Origin of the sequence: Haloprofundus salinisoli, assembly GCF_020097815.1 — an archaeon.
Taxonomy (GTDB): Archaea; Halobacteriota; Halobacteria; order Halobacteriales; family Haloferacaceae; genus Haloprofundus; species Haloprofundus salinisoli.
The window spans coordinates 2,765,137-2,787,307 of the sequence record NZ_CP083663.1; the positions used below are offsets into that span (position 1 = coordinate 2,765,137).

Here is a 22,171-nt window from a genome sequence, read left to right on the forward strand (position 1 = left end):
GTGACGCCGCTTTGGGAACGACAGCTACTTACTGCACTTTCCAGTAGTGGAGGGTGCGCGTGGGTAGCCAAGCCAGGAAACGGCGCAGCGCTTAGGACGCTGTCTCGTAGGAGTCCGCCGGTTCAAATCCGGTCCCACGCATTTTCTGCCCGAGCGGAGCGAGCACGAAAATCGTCCAGTGCGGATTCTGAACCCAGAGGACGAGCGAAGCGAGTCCTCGCGGTTCAAATCCGGTCCCACGCACTACGACCTTGGTATCGCCGTCACACTGGTAGCCCTCATCGAAGTCGGAATTGGCCTCGAACGGTTGCTCCGGGAAACCAGTCGTCGAAACACAAACTGAATCTCTCCTTCCTGATACACTCGCCTAACACGTCGAACAGATATCATTACTGCGCCATCGGCAGCGAACTCCCTACTCGATTCGCTCACCACAAACAACTTAACTCTCTTATTTCTTGATGCATAATAACGAGAATCGCCAAACGGCGTTAGGCACGCGCCACAACTTCTATAGGCACTCCTTGAGAGGTATCGGACAATGTCAATGCTGGCTGACTTCTTGAACGACCTCGTCGCCGACGTGGACGGTCTGTTTCTGTTCTCTCCGAGCAGTTCGTTCTACGAACGGTTCGAGAGCGTCGAGACGGGTCTCGTGGTCGTTGCCCCCCAAAACAGCGTCGGTGCCGACCAGTTCGTCGAGCTCCCCTTGGAGTTCGAGAACGTCCGCGACCGCGTCCGCTTCGGCATCGAGGGCGCGATGGACGAGGACCTCGTCGACGCCGGCGACGCCATCGCCTGCGCTCTCGGGACGTTCGGCGACGACAGCGACACGCTGCTTCGAGTCCGCGCCGACGAGAAGATGCACTCGGGGATGTACGACCTGTTCACGAACTCCCGCGCGGACCCGAGCGTCATCCGCGACGTGTTTGAGGTGGCCATCGAGTTGGGGAAGAAGGGCCAGAAGGGCAGCCCCGTCGGCGCGCTGTTCGTCGTCGGCGACGCGGGCAAAGTGATGAACAAATCGCGCCCGCTGAGCTACAACCCCTTCGAGAAGAGCCACGTTCACGTCGGCGACCCCATCGTCAACGTGATGCTCAAGGAGTTCTCCCGACTCGACGGCGCGTTCGTCATCTCCGACTCGGGGAAGATCGTCTCGGCGTACCGCTACCTCGAACCCGGCGCGGAGGGCGTCGACATCCCGAAAGGTCTCGGTGCGCGCCACATGGCCGGTGGCGCGATAACCCGCGACACGAACGCGACGGCCATCGTGCTCTCGGAGTCGGACGGTCTCGTCCGAGCGTTCAAGGGCGGGCGGTTGATTCTCGAACTGGACCCGGAGGATTACTGAGATGCAGGCGCAGCTGGGTCAGCTCTACAACGCGGTGCCGCCGCGCATCTGGCTCGCCCTCGGTGTCCTCGTGCTCGGCGTCATGCTCAGTATCATCGTCGGCGTGGTCAACCGCCGACTGCTCGAACGGGCGGGGCTGGCGGGCGTCATCGAGGGAACCGGTTTCGAGCGCCTCGCGCAGGGGATCGGCACCTCCACCATCGCCATCGTCGCCCAACTCAGCACGTACTTTCTCATCGGGCTCACCATCGTCGTCGCGCTCACCGTCGCCGACGTCGGCTACACCGATACCTTCTGGACGCGTCTCGTCGCGTTCCTGCCGCGGCTGTTCGTCGCGCTGCTCATCCTCATCGTCGGCATCCTCATCGGCGACAAGGTCGAGTTGCTCGTCGCCGAGCGGCTTCGGGGGGTCAAACTCCCCGAAATCGGTCTCCTCCCGACGCTGGCGAAGTACAGCGTCTTCTACCTCGCAATCCTCGTCGCGTTCAGTCAGGTGAAGATCAACACGCTCGCGCTCGTCGTCCTCCTGGCGGCCTACGCGTTCGCGCTCGTCGTGTTCACGTCGCTCGCGCTCAAGGACATGCTCTCGTCGGCGGCGGCGGGCATCTACCTGCTGTTGAACCAGCCGTACACTATCGGCGACGAGGTCAAACTCGGCGAGCAGTCCGGCATCGTCCAGGAGGTCGACATGCTCGTCACGCGCGTCGAAACCGACAACCGCGAGTACATCATCCCCAACCGCGCCGTCTTCGAGGAAGGCATCGTTCGCCTCTACGACTGAGTCGCGTCCTCGGACTCGTCTTCGCTCGATTCGCCCGGTTCGTCCCCTTCTCTCGCTTTTCTCGATTCGTCGGCCTCGCCTCTCGTCTCGTCGCCGCCACCACGACCGCCGCTCCGCGAGACGGGTTCGGCGGGAACGCCAGCGACCGTCGCACCGGGCGGAACGTCCTCGACGACCAGCGAGTTCGCCGCCACCTGCGCACCCGCGCCGATGTGGACCCCTGGGAGGACGACCGCCCCCGCGCCGATCATCGCGCGTTCGCCGACGACGACCTCGCCGGTTCGGTACTCGTCTTGGAGGAACTCGTGACACAGAAGCGTCGCGTCGTATCCGATTATCGCGTGGTCTTCGACGGTAATGAGGTCCGGCCAGAACACGTCCGGCGTCGACTCCAATCCCCAGGAGACGCCCTCGCCGACGGTGACGCCGATGCGGCGGAGCAACCAGTTTTTCACCCGGAGGCTCGGCGAGACGCGGGCGGCGACGATGGCGGTGTAGTTCCGAGCGACGACGAGCGGAGACCGGGCGTTCGGCCACGACTGTAACGAGTTTCGAGGACCCGGTGTCGGATGTCTCGCGAGTCGGTCGTGCCGCGTACCTTCGTCTGTCACGCCGCGTGCTTTCGCTCGGCGACTAATAAAGCGGTAGGACGAGAGAAACGCTCGCCTGCTGCTCCGTGCTCAGACGCTCGTGTCCTGCTCGGCGAACGAGAGCCGCCAGTCGTTTCGGTCGGCGAGGTGCTGTCCGCCGACGATCCACTGGGCTTCCTCTTCGGGGACGAGCGGTCGCGTGACGACCGGGGTCGGCGACCCGACCATCGACATCGGGAAGCGGTCGTTGCGCAGGAAGTTCAGCCGCGAGAGGACGCTCGGCGGAATCGTGTCCTCGGCGACCGCGATGGCGTCGGCATCCTCGTGGTCGGCGATGGCGACGCGGAGCAGGCGGTCGAACGCCTCGCACTCGGCCTCGGCGTCGACCATCGGCAGCGCGTCGAGAATCTTCGTCGTCGTGATGCCGCGGGTTTCCTGCGTACAGGCGACGATGCTGGCGACGATCTCGCCGTCGCGCTTGGCGGAGTACGCGGCGACGTCCCACTGTGGGTTGCCGAAGCGCCAGTTGTAGAACGCCTCGGTTCGCGGGGCGTGGAGACGCGGCGGGACCGCCGACTCGTAGAGGCGGGCGAGGCGCTTGGCCGGAATCTCGGCGTGTCGCGTCACTGTCACCTCGTCGTCACTCCGTCGGCGCGAGGCGGCCAGCGTCGCGGCGTCGCGGGCGCGGTATCCGGCCGCGGAGAGCACGTCGGCGACCGGGCCGAATCGTTTCGCTCGGTCGGATTTGAGGAAGACGGAGGGTTTCTGGATGCGGTACGCCGTCGCCACCTCGCCGACCTGCACCCACCCGAGCTTGAGGAACGCGCCGATGGCGGCCTGGTTCGGGAAGTTGAAGATGAACGACGGGCCGTTGTCGGTGTAGTAGTCGATGGCGGCCTCGGTGATGCGCGTCAGGAGGCCGTTGCGTCGGTGGTCGGGGTGGACCATCGCGTCGGCGGGTTGGAGCGCACACACCGTCTCGTTGCCGCCGCGAATCTCGAAGGAGATGAACGGCTCCGCGCCGACGATTTCGCCGTCCTTCTCGGCGAGGAACATCCGTACCTCGTCGGTGTGGGGGCCGCCGTAGCGCCAGTCGAACCACTCGGGCGTACGCGTCTTCTCGAACACCTCTTCGTAGAGGGCGAGGAACTTGTCCCGGTCGGCCGGTTCGTACCGGCGTACGATGTAGCCGTCTTCCGCTGGAATCACTTTACTTTGAGGCGATGCGTGTCCCATGTACCCTCGGATTTCACAGCTATCGGCTTTGTTATGCCGTACGTACCGTTCGTAATCGGGCTCATGAGACCTCGTTTGTTCGCTCTTACCGTCGAACGCTGCCCGCGACGAATCTCGCTTCGGGACAGTTATCGACCCCGTAACTTCGCCATGTGGTCGACTCGTCGCTGGACCAACTCCGCAGTACCGATGTCGTGGCGAATTCGCAGCCCGTCACCCGCCGCCGCGAGTGCGTCGGCGGCGACGGCCTCCGCCGCCGCGATGGTGTCACCGAGCCCGACGACGGCGAACGACCGCGACGTGCTCGTGTACAGGCCGTCCTCGCGCTCTTCGACGCTCGCGTAGAACAGCAGTCCGTCGCCGGCCCGAGTCACGCTCTCCTCGTCGACATCGATGCGAGCGCCCGCTTCGGGGTTCGTCGGGTAGCCCTCCGGGACGGCGTACTTACACACCGTCGCCGTCGGCGAAAAGTCGAGCTCGGGCAGCGTCTCGCCGTCGCGGGCGGCGACGAGCACGTCGAGGAACTTCGTCTCCAGCACGGGAAGTGTGTTCATCGCCTCGGGGTCGCCGAAGCGGGCGTTGAACTCGACGACGCGGACGCCGTCGACGGTGAGCATGAACTGGCCGTAGAGGACGCCCCGGTAGTCGGGAAGCGCCGAGACCACCGATTCGAGGACATCGACGGCTTCCTCGTAGTCGCCGTCGTCCATGAACGGCAGCGACCGTCTCGCGTCGCTGTAACTGCCCATACCGCCGGTGTTGGGCCCCTCGTCACCTTCGTAGGCGCGCTTGTGGTCCTGGACGGCGGGGGTCGGTCGCACGTCGCCGTTGGCGACGAACGCCTGCACGGTGAACTCCTCGCCGACGAAGCGCTCCTCGATGACGACCTGTTCGTACTTCTCGGTGCGGAGGTACTCTTTCGCCTCCTCCTTTGTCACCTGATCGCCGGTGACTTTCACGCCCTTCCCGCCGGTGAGGCCGGCGGGTTTGACCGCCACGTCGCCGTCGTACTGGTCGATGTAGGCACAGGCGGCCTCGATGTCGTGGAACGTCTCGAAGTCGGGGCAGCCGGGAACGTCGTTCTCGACCATGAACCGCCGCTGGAACGCCTTGTCCGTCTCGAGGCGAGCGTCCATCTTCTTCGGGCCAAAGGCGTAGACGCCGCGGTTTTCGAGCGCGTCGACGACCCCTGCGGCGAGCGCGGATTCGGGGCCGACGACGGCGAGCGTCGCCCCCACCGTCTCGGCGTAGTCGGCGATGGCGTCGGCGTCCGTCTCGTCGACTCGCTCGAACCCCTCGGCGAGCGCGACGATTCCGGGGTTTCGGTTACTCGCGCAGGCGTACAGGTCGCAGTCGGAGGCGAGCGACCGAGCGATTGCGTGTTCGCGGCCGCCGCCGCCGATGAGAAGCGCCGTCTCCGTCATACGACGACGTGCTGCGCACGACAGTGTAAACCTTGCTGCTTCGACGCCTATTTCTGTGCGAATTCGTGTATATCCGGCTCGGGGATCGGTCCGGGCGGAGCTCGACCGACGAGGGTCGCTCGCCGGAGCACACGACTTTTCCCCGCTGTGGCTCGTACCTTCTGGTATGACCGACCCGACGGGCCGAAACCGCCTCGACGAGGAACAGTCGCCGTACCTCCGGCAGCACGCGGACAACCCCGTCAACTGGCAGCCGTGGGACGACGCGGCGCTCGACGCCGCCCGCGAGCGCGACGTCCCCATCTTCCTCTCTATCGGCTACTCCGCCTGCCACTGGTGTCACGTGATGGCCGACGAGAGCTTCGAGGACGACGCCGTCGCCGAGGTGCTCAACGAGGAGTTCGTCCCCATCAAAGTCGACCGCGAGGAGCGACCGGATCTGGACGGCGTCTACCAGAGCATCTGCCAACTCGTCTCCGGGCGCGGCGGGTGGCCGCTCTCGGTGTGGCTCACGCCCGAGGGCAAGCCCTTCTTCGTCGGGACGTACTTCCCGCCCGAGTCGCGCCAGGGGATGCCGGGCTTTCTCGACCTGCTGGGCGACCTCTCGCGGTCCTGGGAGGAGGACCGAGACGAGATAGAGAACCGCGCCGACCAGTGGACCGCGGCCGTCCGCGACGAGTTGGAGGACACCCCCGACCAACCGGGCGAACTCGACGACGACCTGCTCGGTTCGGCGGCGCAGGCGGCGCTCAGAAGCGCCGACCGCGAGTACGGTGGCTTCGGCGGCGGCGGGCCGAAGTTCCCGCAACCGACTCGACTCGACCTCCTGATGCGGACGTACGCCCGCACCGGCCGCGACCAGGCGCTCGCCGTCGTCACGGAGACGCTCGACGCGATGGCGAGCGGAGGACTGTACGACCACGTCGGCGGCGGCTTCCACCGCTACGCGACCGACCGACAGTGGACCGTCCCGCACTTCGAGAAGATGCTGTACGACAACGCCGAACTCCCCCGCATCTACCTCGACGCCTACCGCCTCACGGGTCGGCCTCGCTACGCGACCGTCGCACAGGAGACGCTCGCGTTCGTCGAGCGCGAACTCACCCACGAGGAGGGCGGGTTCTACAGCACGCTCGACGCCCAAAGCGAGGGCGAGGAAGGCAAGTTCTACGTCTGGACGCCCGACGCGGTCCGAGACGTCGTCGGCGACGAGACGACCGCCGACCTCGTCTGCGACCGCTACGGCATCGCGAAGAGCGGGAACTTCGAGCACGGCACCACCGTCCTGACGCTCGCCGAGAGCATCGAGAGCCTCGCCGAGGAGTACGACCTCGACGGGGACGAGGTCGAAGAGCGGTTGATGGACGCGCGAACGGCGCTGTACGAGGCCCGCGAGGAGCGCGAGCGCCCCGCCCGCGACGAGAAGGTTCTCGCCGGGTGGAACGGCCTGATGATCTCGGCGTTCGCGGCGGGCGCGCGGACGCTCAACCCGGCGCTGGCGGCGACGGGCGAGACGGCGCTGTCGTTCGTCCGAGAACGCCTCTGGGACGGAAGCGAGAAGCGACTCTCGCGGCGGTTCAAGTCGGGCGACGTGAAAGGCTCGGGCTACCTCGAAGATTACGCGTTCCTCGCCCGCGGCGCGTTCGACCTGTACCAGGCGACCGGTGACGTCGACCACCTCGCGTTCGCACTGGAGCTCGCGCGGACCATCGAAGCCGAGTTCTGGGACGAAGACGAGAAGACGCTGTACTTCACGCCCGAGAGCGGCGAGGCGCTCGTCGCCCGCCCGCAGGAGCGCCGCGACCAGTCGACGCCGTCGAGTCTCGGCGTCGCCGTCTCCGTACTCCTGGGCTTGGACCACTTCGCGCCCGACGCCGAGTTCGGCCACGTCGCCGAGCAGGTGCTGTCGACGCACGCGAACCGCCTCCGAGGGAGTCCGCTCGAACATGGTTCGCTCGTGCTCGCGGCCGAAAAACACCGCCGCGGCGCGCTCGAACTCACTGTCGCCGCCGACGAACTCCCCGACGACTGGTGGGAGGCGCTGGCGAGTCGCTATCTCCCGGCGACGATTCTGACGCGCCGCCCGGGGACCGACGGCGAACTGGAGGCGTGGCTGGAGGCGCTCGACATCGACGAGGCACCGCCCATCTGGGCCGGGCGCGAGGCCGTCGACGACGACCCGACGGTGTACGCCTGCGAGAACTTCACCTGCTCGCCGCCGCAGTCCGATATTCGGTCGGCGTTGGATTGGGCGCTGGAGAACTGAGGCCGACTAGGCGGTCTGCTCGGCTTCTTCGAGCCGCTCGCCGAGGTAAGCCGTCGCCGGAATCGGTTCATCCTCGACGTACCGCGTGATCTCCTCGCCGTCTCTCTCGACGACGACGGTCGGGATGTACTCGATGTCGTACTCCTCGACCTGCGGGCCGATCTTGCTGCCGTCGTCTTCCTTCTCGACGGGGAACTGCTCGATCCGCTCCTCGGGGACGCCCGCCTCTCGCAGCGCCGCCGCGAAGTCGGGCAGTTGCTGGCGGCAGTCCTTACACCAGTCGCCGCCCCAGATTTTGAACGTCAGCCCGTCCCGACCGAGCGCTTCCACGGCGTCTTCGTAAGCTGCGGGGCTCCACGTCGGGTTCGGCTCCATCGTGTTCAGTTCCATTGGCCGGGCGTTAGTAGCGGAGGCTTTTAACCGCCTCGCTGGCGGTGATTCTCCGCACACGGCCGTTTCGGCGGTTCGACGGGCTCGGCGGTTCGACGGTACCCGACCGAAGTTCGCGCGACGGAGACGCCGTCGAACGTTGCCGGTGTCCGTCACCGGTTTACGTCATAACCGCTTACCGGTCGGCAATGGACGCGAGCATCCTCGATACTATCGGCTCGCCGCTGGTGCAGTTGCAGTCGCCCGAAGGGGCAACGGTGGCGGCGAAGATAGAGTCGAAGAACCCCGGTGGCTCGGCGAAGGACCGCCCGGCGCTGGCGATGGTCGAAGCGGCCGAACGCGACGGAACGCTCTCGCCCGGCGACGAGCTCGTCGAACCGACGAGCGGGAACACGGGCATCGGCTTGGCCGTCGTCGCCGCCGCGAAAGGCTACGACATCACAATCGTGATGCCCGGCTCGAAATCGCCCGAGCGTCGCCGCATCATGAAAGCCTACGGCGCGACCCTCGAACTCGTCGACGGCGACATCTCCGACGCGAAGGAGCGCGCCGACGAACTCGAAACGGAGCGAGGAATGGTCCAACTCCGCCAGTTCGAAAACGAGGCGAACCCGGAGGCGCACTACCGCACGACGGCCGAGGAGATTCTCGAACAGGTCGAAGGGAGAGACGTCGACGCGCTCGTCGCCGGCGTCGGCACCGGCGGCACGCTGTCGGGCATCGGTCGACGCCTCCGAGAGGAGTTCCCCGAGATGGAGGTCGTCGCCGTCGAGCCCGAGGACAGCGCCGTCCTCTCGGGGAAGGAACCCGAAGGCGATAGCTTCCAGGGGATGGGCCCCGGTTTCGTCAGCCCGAACCTAGACACCGACCTCTTGGACGACGTCATCACGATTTCGCTCGACGACGCCGAGGCCGAGTGTCGCCGCCTCGCCCGCGAGGAAGGCATCTTGGTCGGCCAGTCCAGCGGCGCGTCGAACCTCGCCGCCCAGCAGGTCGCCGAGCGCCTCGCTCAACCCGAGTTGGACTGCCCGGAGGCACCGGACGTCACTGCGCAGCGCATCGAGACCATCGAGACCGACGGCGGGGCCGCCGCTGCGACCGACTACGACGACTGCCCGCTCGTCGTCACCGTCTTCTGGGACAGCGGCGAGCGGTACATGTCGACGGGGATGTTTGAGGCCGGACCCGACCTCGGCAGCGGCGGGTCGCCGTAGCCACGTCGGGCGTTTCCGCCTCGCTGAACGACTACTCCGACTCCTCCGCCGACAGTCGCCACAGCGTCGAGGAGTACTTCTTGCCCGGTTCGGGACCGCCCGAGACGGCGTACAACTGGCCGTCGATGGCCGCGACGCCGAGTCCGTGTCTCCCCTCCGGCATGTCGGGGTACCGCTCCCACGAGTCGCTCTCGGGGTCGTAGGCTTCGACCGTCGCCTGCGTACCTTCGGGTTTCTCGCCGCCGAGGACGAACACTTTCCCGCTCATCGCGCCGCCGTTGACGCCGCCGCGTTCGGAGGGCATCGGCGTCAGCTCGGTCCACTCGTTCGTCTCGGGGTCGTACATCTCGTTGGCGCTCAGTTCCTCGCCGAACTCCTCGCGGCCGCCGACGACGTACAGTTTACCGCCGACCGTCCCCGAGGTCAGGTGGTTTCGAGCCGTCGGCATGTCGGGGCCTTTCGACCATTTGTCCGCCTGCGGGTCGTAGATTTCGAGCGTCGCCCGGAGCCCGCCGCCGAGGCCGCCTTTCGTGTACCCGCCGGCGACGTACGCCTTTCCGTTCACGAGCTCGGCCGTCGGCGCGCCGCGACCCGTCGGCATTCGCGCGCGCTCTTCCCACGAGTCGCTCTGGGGGTCGTAGGCGTACGTCGTCGCCACCGACTTCTCCGCCTCGGTGTAGCCGCCGAAGACGAGAATCTGGCCCTGGTGGGTGACCGCTTTGACGTGATGGAGCGCCTGCGGCAGCGCCGCGGCGCTGCGCCACGCGTCGTTCTCGGGGTTGTAGACGGCGACGTCGCCGGTGACGCCGTCGGGGACGTAGCCGCCGATGACGTACAGCTCGCCGTTCAACGCCACCGACTCCACTTCCGTCCGCTCGGGGCCGGGCATCGGCGTCAGTTCGGTCCAGCTCATCTCTTCGGCGGTTTGCGTCGCCTGGTTCGGTGCGTCCGTCTGCACCGGTTGGTCGGTCTCTGACGGTTGCTCGGACCCCGACGTCTCACCCGAGCCGCCGATCTGGTCTGTACATCCGGCGAGCGCGAGGGCTGCCACCACTGTACCGCGTCGGAGGAACTGTCGTCTGTTCGTGCTCACGGTTTGCTCTCGGCGAGAGTATACCGACCTCACTCATGGTTATGTCGCGCTTACCCGTCGATTCCGGTCAGAAACACCGAATTTCTCCGCCACTCGCCGAATCGGTTCGGGACGGACGACCGCCCCGAAATCGACTCACCCGCCGAACTCGGTTTCGGTCACGCGCACCGTCAGCGTCTCCTCGACGTCGTAGAGGTCGTACTCGGGGACCTGTCCGTCGACGCGCGCGAGGTACATCGGGTCGAGTAGGTCGTCGTCGTCGACACCGTACACCTTCAGGAAGCGGTCGCTTTCCTCGGGTCGAATCTCGCCCTCGCGGACGGCCGTCGCCAGTTTCCGCGAGAGCCACTCCGTCTCGCTGATGCTCGGCGACTGGACCAGCGCCTCGTCGACGAACCGGACGAGATACCAGTTGAGGTCGTTCAGAAGCGAGACGGCCGCGCCGACGCTCACCGTCTCCAGTTCGAGGCTGTTGCGGTACGGTTCGCGGAGGACGTACGTCGAGAGCGCCGCGCGGGCGGTGTCGCGCGACAGCAGCTCGTATCGGAGATTCACCTCGGGCGCGCCGAGTAGACAGACCCGCGTCACGGCTGTAGGTACCCGCTGGCGGCTAAAGGGATTGCGGTCCCGCGGCAGTTTCGAGAGACGATCAGCCGAACTCCACCACGCGCACCGCTTGCGCTACCTTCTCGGCCCGTCGCAACAACCCGTCCGGTTCCGCGGCCGCCACGTCTTCGAGCGCCGCGTTCGTCTCCGGGCGCGAGGGCGCGACGCGTTCGCAGCCGACGGGAAGCGTCGAATCGTCGTACGTTCCGATTCGCCGCGCCTGCGCGACGATATCGGTTTTGTCGCGCGTCAACAGCGGCCGATACACCGGAAGCGAGGTGACCGCGTCGGTGACGGCGAAGTTCGGACCCGTTTGACTCGATTTCTGGCCGAGCGACTCGCCGGTGACGACGGCGTGCGCACCGACGTCTCTCGCCACCGTTTCACCGATTCGGAGCATCATCCGCCGGAGCGAGAGCATCCGCGTCGCACCCACCTCGTCGGCGAGTTCGGCGACGAGGTCGCCCGCCGAGACCACCCGAGGGCGAACGTCGAATCCGGGCGCAAAGGTCGCAAGGCGGCGCATCGTCGACACCGCTCGCGCCTCGTGGTCCGGCCCGCCGAAGTCGCCGAGGTCGACGTAGACGGGAACGACCACGCAACCCCGCTTCATCACCTCCCACGCCGCGACGGGCGAGTCGATGCCGCCGCTGACCAATCCGACTGCCGTTCCTTGCGTACCCAGCGGCAGGCCGCCGGGCCCGTCGCGCACCTCCGTCGAGACGAACGCCTCGTCCTCGCGGGCTTCGACGCGGTAGGTCACGTCAGGGCTATCGAGGTCGACCGGCGCGCCGGTTCGCTCCTCTATCGCCGCGCCGCCGACGCGTTCGAGCTCTCGACTCCCGAAGTCGTGGGCGTCTTTGGGGCCGGCGCGTGACACCCGAACGGCGAACGATTCCGCCGCCGCCTGGTCGTCCGCCAGCGACGACAGCAGGTCGAGGAGCGCCTCTCGCTCGGGCGCACAGGTGACGGCCGGGCGGGCGGCGACGACGCCGAACGTGTTCGCCACGGCGTCGGCGGCGTCATCGGACAACGTCCGATAGGTTGCCGGACTCCGTCCGGCACCGGCGTCGACTTCTTCGAGGTTCCGAAGCCGAATCAACGGCCGCGACCACTGGCGTTCCACGTCGGCGTCGACGCCGCGGGCGGCGAGCATCGCTTCGAGGTTCGAGACAAGCGTCCGCTCCATGCGGCCGCGGACCTTCGAACTCTTCGTTCCGATTTCGCCGTAGGAGACGACGACGGTGTCGCGCTGACGGGTTTCCACGGGCGGAGGGTATCCGGTCGGAGGACAAGAGGGTTCTCACCTCGAATCCGAACCGCCGGCCCGAAGCGGCTCCGCTACGTCGCGGCGAGCAAGACGCCCGACGCCACGAGCGTCGCCCCGAGAGCAACCTTCAGCCGGGACGCTTCGACCCGGTGGGCGACCCGCCACCCGACGATGACGCCGAGGAGTTCCGGAACGCCGACGAGGACGACGAGCGGGAGCGAGACGGCGCCCTGCATCACGTACGTCGCCGCCGCGAACGCCGAGAGAAACACCGACTGCACCTGTGCGGCGGCGAGCGCGTCGAGCATCGAGATTCCGAGGAGTACCAACACCGGAACGGTGATGACGGGGCCGCCGACGCCGAGCAGTCCGCAGAGGACGCCGATGGCGAACCCGAGGACGGCGAAGACCGCCGCGCCGCTCGGCAGCGCGGGGTCGACCGACCACCGCGACCCGAGCGCCCGTCGCTCGCGGTAGACGATGCTCGCGCCGACGAGCGCCGTGAACCCGGTCAAAAGCGACCCGAACGCCGCCTCCGAGAGCACCGCGTTCGCGAGCGCGCCGACTATCGCGCCGAGCGCACTCGGCGCGGTGACGAGCGTCGCGAGGCGCTTCCCCGCCCGCGTCCGGAGCTCTCCGGACCGATAGTACGTGTAACTCCCGAGGAGACCCGTGGCGACGAACGTCGTCAGCGCCGTCCCCGCCACGGTCGACGACCCCACGTCGGTCAGCGCAAACAGCGCGACGGTGACAAAGATGCCGCCAGGGCCGACGGCGGTGATGCCGACGCCGGCCAGGAACGCGATGACGACCAGAAGCACCAGTGTCGAGGTTGGAAGCATGGGTTTCGGCCTCGTCGCTCAGAACCCGCCGGAGGTTACCGTCTCGACGAACCCCGGAAGCGACGTCGCGGCGAGATATATCGAGAGCAGCACGAGCGACGCGTTCACGAGCGCCATGCGGAGACTGTTCTTGTGTTCGCCCATCGTCTCCCGGTCGTTGACCGCCCAGAAAAGCAACACTGCAGCGATGGGTAGGCTGACGATGCCGTTGTAGGCCGGGAACAGGATTATCATGTCGATGACGCTGAGGCCGGCGAACTCGTTGACGAGCGGCGAGAGACTCCCAATGGCGACGCCGACCGCGTAGATGAGTTTGAACTCGCGGCTTCCGGGGTCGGCGGTGCGCCCGCGGGCGTGCTGGAAGAGGTACGCGGGCGTCCACATGATGGGGACGATGCTGTTGAACGCGGCGGCGACCGTGCCGAGGAGGAACATGACCATCGCCCAATCGCCGAGCACCTCCGCGAGCGCCCGTCCGGGTGTGATGAACGTCTCGAGGCTGGTGTATCCCGCCGGCCGGAGAATGGCGGCCGCGACCACGATGATGGCGACGGTGGTCGCCCCGCCGACGAGGTAGCCGATACCGAGGTCGCGGCGAACGGACGGGAGGTCGGCGGCGCTCGTCCACCCCTTCTCCTCGACGAGGTTCGACTCGAGGAAGAAGTTCGGCCACAGCGCCGTCGTGCCGATAATAGCCGCGGCGAGCGTCAGCGACCCACCCGGCAACGACGGGACGAACCCGGCGGCGATGCTGCTTAGAGAGGGTGAACTCACCCCCGCGACGGTCACGTAGATCGCCAAGAGTGCGATCATCATGGCGGTCATGATGCGCTCGACGCCGTCGTAGTTCTGGATGCCGACGACGATGGCGAGCGCGCCGCTGAGGACGGCGAGGGGTTGCCATCCGACCACACCGCCGAGGAGGATAGAGATGCCCGTTCCGACCGCCGCCGTCAGTTCCAGCGCCCACGCGACGCAGCCGACCGAGAGGATTGCCGCCAACACGGTCGCACCGCCGGTCCCCAGCTTTCGACGCGCGAACGTCATCAGCGGGACGCCGAAGATACCGAGTCGCGCGCTCATGTCCTGGCCGATGAAGCCGATGAAGACGGCGCCGACGACGGCCCAGACGAGGAGGTAGCCGAACTGTACTCCAGCTTGGCTGGCGATGAACACCGACCCTGATCCGAAGTAGCTGGCGACCATCACGAACGCGAGCCCGTACTTCTCGAAGAATTTGGACGTTGTACCCCGAATCTTCGCACCGTATGAGTTATATGACATTTTGTATGGTAGTGGACACTACTTTCGGTTACGAAGTCACAGATAAGTTCACAGCGAGAAGCGGATACTCTCTGGTGCTTGTACTATCAAGCCGTCCTTTCGTCCTCCCTTGGTCTTACTGCAGCGCTGGGTGTCGTTCTGCACGCCGGATCCATTCCGCATCCGCTGGTGTCCCGGCGAAATCCCAGCCGTCGGCACCGTCCGCTCGGTTGGACCGCTGAACGGACTCAGTTACGACCAATTCGCGGTCGAAGTGAAAACGAGCGCCGGCGCTCAGAACGTCGAGATGTCGCCTTCGATGACCGAGCGGGTGACATCGGTCACGTCGGCGAGTTCGCGGTCGACGATGGCCTCGACTTCGCCGCGGATCTCCTCGACGTCGACGCCCTCCTCGGTGACGACCTGCGCGTCGGCGACGTGCGGGTGGTCGATGGGCCGGCCGATCTGCGAGAGGAGGCGGACCTGCAGATCCCGAATCCCGTCTACCTCGTCGACGACGCTCTCGGCGATTTCGGTCGACAGCAGGTTGTATATCTTGCCGATGTGGTTGACGGGGTTCTTCCCGCTGGTCGCCTCCATGCTCATCGGGCGGTTCGGCGTGATGAGGCCGTTTGCGCGGTTGCCGCGGCCGACGGAGCCGTCGTCGCCCTGTTCGGCGCTCGTGCCGGTCGTGGTGAGGTAGACGGAGCCCTCCTCGTAGTCGTCGGCGGTGTTCACTTCGACGTTGACCTCGCGGTCGGTGTGTTCGCGCGCGAGACCGGCGACGAACTCTTGGACACGGGTGACCGCGGCGTCGTAGGCGTCGAGATCGGCGACGTAGGAGTCGACCATCGCGGCGGCGACGGTGATGTCTATCCGGTCGCCCTCGCGTTTGCCCATAATCTTCACGTCCGGACCGAGTTCGGGGTGGTCGGCGGCGTACGCGCCGTTGAGTTCGCGTTCGGCCGCGAGGACGATCTCCTCGGTCTCCGTGAGTGGGGCGTGACCGACGCCGAAACTGGTGTCGTTGGCCATCGGCACCTGCACCTCGTCCTCGCCGAAGACGTCCTGGAGGTCCCCCGAGCCTTCGCCGAGTTTCACGTCGACGACGACGTCGCGGCCGTACTCCAGCTCCGGGATGTTCTCGTCGAGATACTCGCGGGCGGCCGCGAGCGCCGTCGACCCGACCGGGAGCTGCTGGCCGCCGTACTCCTTGGTCGCGCGGCCGACGATGAGGATGTAGATGGGTTCGATGACCTCGCCGCCGCCGTAGGCGGGCGCGGCGGTTCCGGCGACCAGTTGCGTCTCGTCGGTGTTGTAGTGGAGGACCTTGCCGACCCGGTCGAGATACAGTTTCGAGAGCGCCCGCGAGACGCTCTCGGCGATGCCGTCGCAGATGGAGTCCGGGTGGCCGATACCCTTCCGTTCGACGATTTCGACTTTTTGATCCTCGACTGCGAGTCGGTCGATACCCTCGACCCGAATGTTCCGCTCGCTCATTGTTCGGCGTTCTGCGCCGCAGATGCTATAACTTGCGGTAGTAATCGGGTGTGGTCGTTATTATCGCAGTGTCGGCGGGCAGTCGCTCTCGTCTCTTGGCTTCCGTTCTTTCGGTCACTGCTCACTCTTCGATTCGCGGGTCGACGAGCGGGTACACCATGTCCTGTAGGAGGTTGCTCGCGACGCCGACGAGAACGACGAGAAACGTCGTTCCTAACAGAAGCGGCAGGTCTCGATTGAAAATCGCGTCGTAGCTCAGTGTTCCGAGGCCCGGAATCCCAAAGACGTACTCGATGACGTAGACACTCACAACGACGATACCGAGGAGGTCTGAGAAGAACAGCGTCAGAAGCGGCACCGCCGCGTTCCGGAGGACGTGTTTGACCGTCCGACGCGGGCCGACGCCCATCGCTCGCAGGAGTCGCACGAACGTCGCGTTCAGATGGATGACGGTCTGCGAGCGAGCGTGCTGCAACTGTCCGGCGGTCAACCCCGTCGCGAACACCGCCGTCGGCAACAGATAGCGTCTGAGGTTCTGCTCGGTCAGCGCACCGTCGGCGAGCGAGAACTCCGTACTCTCCCATCCCAGTGCGGGCCCGACGACGACGATGAACACCAGCGCCAGCCAGAACGACGGAATCCCGAACGCGAGATACGCAAGCAGCGTCACCGCTCTGTCGACGAGGCTGTTGTGACGGAACGCGGCGACCACGCCACCGGAGACGCCGACGGCGACGCTGGCGAGGACGCCCGGTACGAGGTACAGCAGCGTATACGGCGCGCGCTCTGCGATGAGCGTCGTCACCGGTGCACCCAAATTGTGCGAGTGCCCCCAGTTCAGCGTTAACACGTTCGTCATCCATTGAACGTACCGGTCGAGGACGGGCCCATCGAGGTTTCGTGCCTCCCGATAGGCGTCGACGGCGGCTTGCTGGGCGGCCGCGTCTCCGCCCCCGGCGGCGACACCCCACCGCACCGCCGCGACGTTCGGGTCGTTGGTGAGGACGACGACTGCGAACGTCAGCGAGACGACGAGGTAGACGGTGAAGAAGGCGAATCCGAGACGAGCGGCAGTCCGCGGCCAGTCAGCCATCGTCACCGTGACGTCGCGGACGTTCACCGAGAGCTGGTCGTATCACTCTGTCAGCATCGTTCAGCATGGTTTATGTCACTTGCGACGACAGCCGTTTGACATGCCCGCAAGCGACGACTCGTCGGACGTCTCGTGCTCTTCGCGTCTCCAGGGTCTGCTCTCGGGATTCGACTCCGACGGTCTCCCGTGGAACACCGCGGTGTTCGCCGCCGCCACTGCAGTGTTTATCACCATCTACGCTTACGACCTGCTGGTACACCCACCGGACGCACCGCTCGTCGCCAGCTGGCGGCCCACCGCGGTCGACCTCCTCTTCGCTATCTCGCTCGTCGGGTTCGCCGTGTTCGTCGTCGCACCCCTCCGGACCGATCGTGAGCGGACCGCCCGCTACTGGGGCCGACTCCGACAGAACCGCCTCGCCGTCGTGAGTTCCGCGTATCTCCTCGTCGTCTTCGTGTTCGGCACCGTCGGCCCTTTCCTGTTCGACTCGGCGGCGAACCCGACTCGAATCCTCCAACCACCGGTCGGTTTCAGTGCCTCCAGTTACATCGTCTCCGACTGCGTGGGACCGACGACCGACCTGCTCTGTCACGGGTCGTTCCGGCATCCGCTCGGAACGGGAACGTACGGCCGAGACATGTTTACGCTCGTCGTCGAGGGGATGCGCGTCACCGTCGTCATCGGGTTCGTCACGTCGATGTTCGTCGTCCCCATCGCCACCGTCGTCGGCGTGTCGGCGGGTTATCTCGGCGGGTGGGTGGACACGCTGACGATGCGCTACGTCGACATCCAGCAGACACTTCCGGCGTTCGTCGTTTACCTCATCGCTATCTACGTCTTCGGTCGGAGCCTGTTTCTGTTTCTTCTGGTGTTCGGCCTGCTGGGGTGGGGCGGCGTCGCGCGCGTCGTCCGCAGCGAGGTGTTGTCGCTGCGCGAGGAACCGTTCGTCACCGTCGCCCGCAGTGCCGGGGTGAAGCGATGGAACATCGTCCGACACCACATTCTGCCGCACGTCCGCGAGACGGTCGTCGTCGCGGCGACGCGCCAGATTCCGCTGCTCGTCCTCGTCGAGGCGGCGATTTCGTTCATGAACCTCAACGACATGACTCTCCTGTCGTGGGGAGAAACCATCGCGCGCGGCACGCAGGGTGCTCCGACGGTGACGTGGTGGGTATCGACGGTTCCGGTGGTGTTTCTGACACTCACCGTCGTCGCGCTCAGCGTCTTCGGCGACGCGCTACAGGACGTGCTCGACGCCTGAAATCAGTCGATAGCTCATTCCCGCTTTTCGAACAACAACCCGAGATACGAGGTCCGAATCTGCTCGTCGGGGTCGAGACCGAGTTCCCGAAGCACCGCTACCGCGCCGTCGCGAACCGCTTCGAGTTCGGACTCTTTGGCCTCCCGCTCGATTTCGACGAACTCGCCGAGGCCCGCTACGTCGTCGAGGACGACGGTGTACTCGTCGACGCGGAAGTACTCGCGCTGTTTCTCCACGACGGCGGCCGGTTCGAATCCCAACCCGTCGAAGACACTCGACATCGTCTCGCCGTCGTCGACGCCCGTCTCGAACTCCTCGCGGGTTTTCGACTCGTTTTCGACGAGCGGGCCCTTGTAGGTCACCTTCGCCGTCTCGGCGGCGTCTCCGTCGGCCACCGCGTCGGTGCGACGCTCCCGGCGGATGCGGAGCGCCTCGTCGGTCTCCGCGAAGTCGCGGTGCGGCGCGTCGTAGTAGGTGTCCGCCTGCGCGACGTCGCCGAGTTCCTCCGCGTCGAGCGCTGCGAGTCGCTCCCGGGCGTCGTCGTGGTCGGCGCGGAGTTTCAGTTCGACCTCGTACATGGGGAACACTCGGTGGTTCGCCCCAAAAGCGTGGCTGTCCCCCTCGCTCTCTGCGTTCGATGTCTCGGCGGTCCGTCGACGCCTCCCGAGTGCAACGGTATCACGACCCTCTCGGCTCGAAGGCAGTCGGTTCCGCGGGTACGAAACGTGATTCTTATAGGGCGCACGGGAGACGTAGCCTACATGAGCGATGAACAACAGGCGGAATCGGCCGACGAGCCGGTAGACGCCGACACGCCCGAGGACGTCGAAGAGACCGACGCGGAGGAGAGCTCCGGACTGCAGGACGGCGATTTCGTCCGTCTGGCCTACACGGTCCGAACCAAAGACGACGGCACCGTCGTCGACACGACGAGCCAGGAAGTGGCCGAAGAGGCCGAAATCGACACGGAGGACTACGAGTTCGAACCGCGCGTCGTCATCGTCGGCGCGGGTCACGTGTTCGAGGCCGTCGACGACGACCTCCTCGGCAAGGAAGTCGGCTACGAGGGGAGCGTCGACGTACCCGCCGCCGAAGCGTTCGGCGAGTACGACTCTGACAACCTCCGCACGGTGAGCGCGGACAAAATCTCCGAGGACGACCGCTACCCCGGCGCGCACGTCAACGTCGACGGCGAGCAGGGTCACATCGAGACCATCATCGGCGGCCGCGCCCGCATCGACTTCAACCACCCGCTGGCGGGTGACGACCTCGAGTACGAGTACGAGATTCTCGACGTCGTCGACGACCGCGAGGAGCAGGCGAAGGGGCTGCTCGGCATGTATCTCCAGCAGAGCCCCGAGCTCTGGATCCAGACCGACGAGGTCGAAGAGGAGATGGCGCTCGAAGGCGGCGAGGACGTCGACCCCGACGAGGTCGAAACCGAGACCGTCACCGAGGAGAAGGAGACGCTGTACATCGAGGCCACGCCGCAGATGACGATGAACCAGCAGTGGATGTTCTCCAAGCAGCAGATCGCTCAGGACCTCATGACCCGCCTCGACGTCGACCGCGTCATCGTCCAGGAGACCATCGACGGGATGGGCATGGGCGGTATGGGCGGCATGATGGGTGGCATGGGCGGCATGGGTGCCGGTGACATCGAGGACGCACTCGACGACGTCGACGTCGACGCCGACGAGATCGTCGACGAACTCGAAGCCGAAGGCGACGACAGTCACGATCACAACCACGACCACGACCACGACCACTAACCGCACCGCCTACTGCGAATCCGCGATTTCTTTAGGTCCGCCGTATCACTGGCGAGCATGGACGTTCCCGACGACCTGAAAGTCGCCGCCGTCGCTGCGGGGTGCACTGTCGGCCTCTCGCTGACGCTTCGATACGGCCTCGACGTCGACGCGAACATCTTCGTGCGCCTCCTGCCGCTCGGCGTCTACTTTCTCTACCTGTTCGCGAAGGACGCGCTCTCGGAGACGGCGTTCGGCGAGACGGTGACGTGGTACGCCGTGACCGTCCTCACTACTGTGGGCGCGTTGCTGTTCTACGCCGTATAGCGAACGCGGAAGAGACGCGCTCAGGCGATGTCTCGGCTGGTGTCGATGGTGACCTCGTCGGTCAACCGCAGTTTGATCGTCTCCTCTAACGCCCGGCCGCCGCGGAACTTCGGAATCGCCAGCCGATTTTCGATTTCGGAGCCCTTCACCTGCGTCTGCAGCTCGAAGACGGCGTCGGACATGTGCTCGGTCATGTCGCGGTTGTCCGGGACCGACCGACCGTCGAGCGCGTGCAACACCGCGAGACCGCCGGTGTTCATGACGTGGGTCTGCAGCTCGTTGAGGAAGTTTCGGTAACGCGTCGCGTCCGTGCGTTCCAGCACGTCGACGACGTCGACGATGAGGTTCGCCCCCTCCGGAAGCGCCTGCACGAGTCGGTTCGCGTGGTCCAACGCCGCGTCGCCGCCGACGTCGCGCACCGTCGGACGACCGACGCGGGTCGTCACCCGGTTCAGCGCGTCCTGGACCGCCTGGTCGGAGCGGACCGTCGTCAGGTAGAGCGTGCCGCGCGTCGACGTGAGTTCGTACAGCAGCAACTCCGACTGACTCGCCGGCGTCGCCGCGAGCGTGACGATGCTTCCGGCCGGGATACCGCCGCCTAACTGGCGGTCGAGTACCGTGATTCCGGTCGGAAGCTTCTCTGCCATACTCTCTCACGAGCGTGAATCATAATATGTCTTGCTCACGAGAGAGGGCCTCCGCCACGCGGACGTACGCCGCTCGTCCGCCGTCTGTCCGACTGTTCGGGCTCTTTCGCTCCGGCACCGACGCCAGAACGGGGCAGTCGAGCAACTCCGAGACGCCCGCCGGGGCGAGCCGCGTCCGGTTGAGAACGACGCCGACCACCCGCGTTCCGAGCGCCCGCGCCATCGCCGCCGTCTTCGCGGTATCCCGAAGCGCGGGCGCACAGAGCGTCGTCACCAGAAGCACCGCGTCGGCGACGCCCAGCGGCCCGGCGGCGTCTGGTCCCGCCCCGGCCGGACAGTCGACGAACGTCGCCGCATCCGTCGATTCGAGTCGGGCGAGCTGTGTCGCGGTGTTGCTGTCGGGACCGCCCGGTGCGGCCGGGAGCACCGAGAGTCCCGGCGACGACTCGTGGGCGACAGACAGCGCATCGTCGCCCACGTCGGCCACCGTCGGTTCGCGCGGGACACCCGCGAGCGCGTGGAGATTCGGCATATCCCGGTCGGCGTCGACGGCGAGTACGTGACCGTCGAGCGCCGTCGCCACCCCGAGCGTCGTCGTCGTCTTTCCGCAGCCACCTTTCCCTCCGGCGATTGCGAGCATACGGGCTCTGGCCGCGTTCTCGGATTTGAACGTTCGGACGGCGGGCGGTGGCAGTACGTGCGGCGGGCGGTGACAGTGCGTGCGGTGGCCGGTGCTGAAGGCGGGTTGCGGTGCGGAAATCGGGGGACCGGTTGTACCGCGAGCGAGGCCGTCAGGCCGAGCGAGCGGCCCTTTTTCATCGACGTTTTTGCAAGGGCGGTGCGCGAAGCGCACCCCCCGCAGTAAAAAGGTCGCTAGTCGTGACAGCAGCCGCCGGCCTCGCCGCCGAAGTCGACGGCGAGCGGCTCCGAAATCGCCCTGTTGACGTCTTCGAGGCGGTTCTGGAGCTCCTCCTGCGCTTCGAGATACTCGGCCATCGTCGGCAGCGAGTGCAGTTCCTGCTGGGCGCGCTGGACCTTCTGGAGCTGTTGTTGGTTCGCCTCGCCCATCTGGCGTGCGACCATGAACTCCTCGCGGAGCTGTTCGAACTCCGAAATCTGGGCCTGGACCTCCTCGTCGTCTTCGACCGCGGCTTTCGCGTCTTCGAACGCTTCGTACTCGGGGAGGGCCGCGATGGCGTCGCCGAGTTCGCGGCCGAGTTCGTCCGTTCGCGCCGTTTCGATGCTCATGGGCGCGCTTGGTGCCGA

22 protein-coding genes and 1 tRNA gene are annotated in these 22,171 nt (G+C 66.2%); 8 read left to right on the plus strand and 15 right to left on the minus strand.

Features of this window, described 5'->3' with window-relative positions; all coding sequences use genetic code 11:
- The first annotated feature begins 57 nt into the window (after nt 1-57).
- The 3 genes from LAQ73_RS14550 to LAQ73_RS14560 all read left to right on the plus strand — a co-directional run bounded on the left by LAQ73_RS14550 (nt 58) and on the right by LAQ73_RS14560 (nt 2,132).
- A tRNA-Leu gene (locus LAQ73_RS14550) sits at nt 58-141 on the plus strand.
- Nucleotides 142-541: 400 nt separating this feature from the next.
- A complete protein-coding gene (dacZ, locus tag LAQ73_RS14555) occupies nt 542-1,351 on the plus strand; it encodes a diadenylate cyclase DacZ (RefSeq protein WP_224268979.1) in 810 nt (269 codons plus the stop codon).
- Nucleotides 1,344-2,132: a mechanosensitive ion channel domain-containing protein gene (locus LAQ73_RS14560; RefSeq protein WP_425601133.1), complete on the plus strand. Its 789-nt coding sequence runs from the start codon at nt 1,344-1,346 to the stop codon at nt 2,130-2,132. Before dacZ ends, LAQ73_RS14560 begins: the two co-directional genes overlap by 8 nt.
- Here the strand turns inward: LAQ73_RS14560 and LAQ73_RS14565 are convergent.
- From LAQ73_RS14565 to purD, 3 genes are all read right to left on the minus strand, one after another.
- Nucleotides 2,123-2,743 (minus strand): acyltransferase, encoded by a 621-nt coding sequence (locus LAQ73_RS14565; RefSeq protein ID WP_224268981.1) that lies wholly within the window; start codon nt 2,741-2,743, stop codon nt 2,123-2,125. The two genes, LAQ73_RS14560 and LAQ73_RS14565, sit on opposite strands and share 10 nt — an antisense overlap.
- Nucleotides 2,744-2,812: 69 nt before the next feature.
- A complete protein-coding gene (locus LAQ73_RS14570; protein WP_224268982.1) occupies nt 2,813-3,958 on the minus strand; it encodes a GNAT family N-acetyltransferase in 1,146 nt (381 codons plus the stop codon).
- A 128-nt stretch (nt 3,959-4,086) separates the two neighbouring features.
- Nucleotides 4,087-5,382: a phosphoribosylamine--glycine ligase gene (purD, locus tag LAQ73_RS14575; protein WP_224268983.1), complete on the minus strand. Its 1,296-nt coding sequence runs from the start codon at nt 5,380-5,382 to the stop codon at nt 4,087-4,089.
- Nucleotides 5,383-5,548: 166 nt separating this feature from the next.
- Between purD and LAQ73_RS14580 the strand changes: the two genes are divergently transcribed.
- The gene (locus LAQ73_RS14580; RefSeq protein WP_224268984.1) at nt 5,549-7,648 is read left to right on the plus strand and encodes a thioredoxin domain-containing protein; all 2,100 of its coding nucleotides are present in this window, start codon (nt 5,549-5,551) and stop codon (nt 7,646-7,648) included.
- A gap of 6 nt (nt 7,649-7,654) precedes the next feature.
- Here LAQ73_RS14580 and LAQ73_RS14585 read toward each other — a convergent pair whose 3' ends face one another.
- On the minus strand, nt 7,655-8,038 hold the full coding sequence (locus tag LAQ73_RS14585) for a TlpA family protein disulfide reductase (protein ID WP_224268985.1): 384 nt from the start codon (nt 8,036-8,038) through the stop codon (nt 7,655-7,657).
- A 188-nt stretch (nt 8,039-8,226) separates the two neighbouring features.
- On the opposite strand from LAQ73_RS14585, the gene LAQ73_RS14590 reads away from it, so the two are divergent.
- Nucleotides 8,227-9,252, plus strand: coding sequence for a PLP-dependent cysteine synthase family protein (locus tag LAQ73_RS14590; protein WP_224268986.1), 1,026 nt, complete (start codon nt 8,227-8,229; stop codon nt 9,250-9,252).
- Nucleotides 9,253-9,283: 31 nt separating this feature from the next.
- On the opposite strand, the gene LAQ73_RS14595 is transcribed toward LAQ73_RS14590, so the two are convergent.
- From LAQ73_RS14595 to LAQ73_RS14625, 7 genes are all read right to left on the minus strand, one after another.
- Entirely contained in the window at nt 9,284-10,345 is a 1,062-nt protein-coding gene (locus LAQ73_RS14595; protein ID WP_224268987.1) for a Kelch repeat-containing protein, read from the minus strand.
- A 135-nt stretch (nt 10,346-10,480) separates the two neighbouring features.
- Nucleotides 10,481-10,933, minus strand: coding sequence for a DUF5804 family protein (locus LAQ73_RS14600; RefSeq protein WP_224268988.1), 453 nt, complete (start codon nt 10,931-10,933; stop codon nt 10,481-10,483).
- A 61-nt stretch (nt 10,934-10,994) separates the two neighbouring features.
- Complete coding sequence (locus LAQ73_RS14605) at nt 10,995-12,218, minus strand: tRNA sulfurtransferase (RefSeq protein ID WP_224268989.1); 1,224 nt, start codon at nt 12,216-12,218, stop codon at nt 10,995-10,997.
- Between the two features lie 74 nt (nt 12,219-12,292).
- Complete coding sequence (locus LAQ73_RS14610) at nt 12,293-13,063, minus strand: sulfite exporter TauE/SafE family protein (protein ID WP_224268990.1); 771 nt, start codon at nt 13,061-13,063, stop codon at nt 12,293-12,295.
- An 18-nt stretch (nt 13,064-13,081) separates the two neighbouring features.
- Nucleotides 13,082-14,347, minus strand: coding sequence for an NRAMP family divalent metal transporter (locus LAQ73_RS14615; RefSeq protein WP_224268991.1), 1,266 nt, complete (start codon nt 14,345-14,347; stop codon nt 13,082-13,084).
- 273 nt (nt 14,348-14,620) lie between these two features.
- A complete protein-coding gene (locus LAQ73_RS14620) occupies nt 14,621-15,826 on the minus strand; it encodes a methionine adenosyltransferase (RefSeq protein ID WP_224268992.1) in 1,206 nt (401 codons plus the stop codon).
- Between the two features lie 121 nt (nt 15,827-15,947).
- Entirely contained in the window at nt 15,948-16,946 is a 999-nt protein-coding gene (locus LAQ73_RS14625) for an ABC transporter permease (protein WP_224268993.1), read from the minus strand.
- Between the two features lie 73 nt (nt 16,947-17,019).
- Between LAQ73_RS14625 and LAQ73_RS14630 the strand changes: the two genes are divergently transcribed.
- A complete protein-coding gene (locus LAQ73_RS14630) occupies nt 17,020-18,180 on the plus strand; it encodes an ABC transporter permease (protein ID WP_224268994.1) in 1,161 nt (386 codons plus the stop codon).
- Between the two features lie 14 nt (nt 18,181-18,194).
- Here the strand turns inward: LAQ73_RS14630 and cyaB are convergent, their stop codons facing one another.
- The gene (cyaB, locus tag LAQ73_RS14635; protein ID WP_224268995.1) at nt 18,195-18,758 is read right to left on the minus strand and encodes a class IV adenylate cyclase; all 564 of its coding nucleotides are present in this window, start codon (nt 18,756-18,758) and stop codon (nt 18,195-18,197) included.
- A 183-nt stretch (nt 18,759-18,941) separates the two neighbouring features.
- Between cyaB and LAQ73_RS14640 the strand changes: the two genes are divergently transcribed.
- On the plus strand, nt 18,942-19,952 hold the full coding sequence (locus LAQ73_RS14640) for an FKBP-type peptidyl-prolyl cis-trans isomerase (RefSeq protein ID WP_224268996.1): 1,011 nt from the start codon (nt 18,942-18,944) through the stop codon (nt 19,950-19,952).
- Nucleotides 19,953-20,009: 57 nt separating this feature from the next.
- Entirely contained in the window at nt 20,010-20,258 is a 249-nt protein-coding gene (locus LAQ73_RS14645) for a DUF8049 family protein (RefSeq protein ID WP_224268997.1), read from the plus strand.
- 20 nt (nt 20,259-20,278) lie between these two features.
- On the opposite strand, the gene LAQ73_RS14650 is transcribed toward LAQ73_RS14645, so the two are convergent.
- The 3 genes from LAQ73_RS14650 to LAQ73_RS14660 form a co-directional block, all read right to left on the minus strand.
- A complete protein-coding gene (locus tag LAQ73_RS14650; protein WP_224268998.1) occupies nt 20,279-20,905 on the minus strand; it encodes an RAD55 family ATPase in 627 nt (208 codons plus the stop codon).
- A gap of 19 nt (nt 20,906-20,924) precedes the next feature.
- A complete protein-coding gene (locus tag LAQ73_RS14655; protein WP_224268999.1) occupies nt 20,925-21,545 on the minus strand; it encodes a MinD/ParA family ATP-binding protein in 621 nt (206 codons plus the stop codon).
- A 233-nt stretch (nt 21,546-21,778) separates the two neighbouring features.
- Nucleotides 21,779-22,153 carry a YlbF/YmcA family competence regulator gene (locus tag LAQ73_RS14660; RefSeq protein WP_224269000.1) on the minus strand — a complete coding sequence of 125 codons (375 nt, stop codon included), beginning with the start codon at nt 22,151-22,153 and terminating at the stop codon, nt 21,779-21,781.
- Between the last annotated feature and the right edge of the window lie 18 nt (nt 22,154-22,171).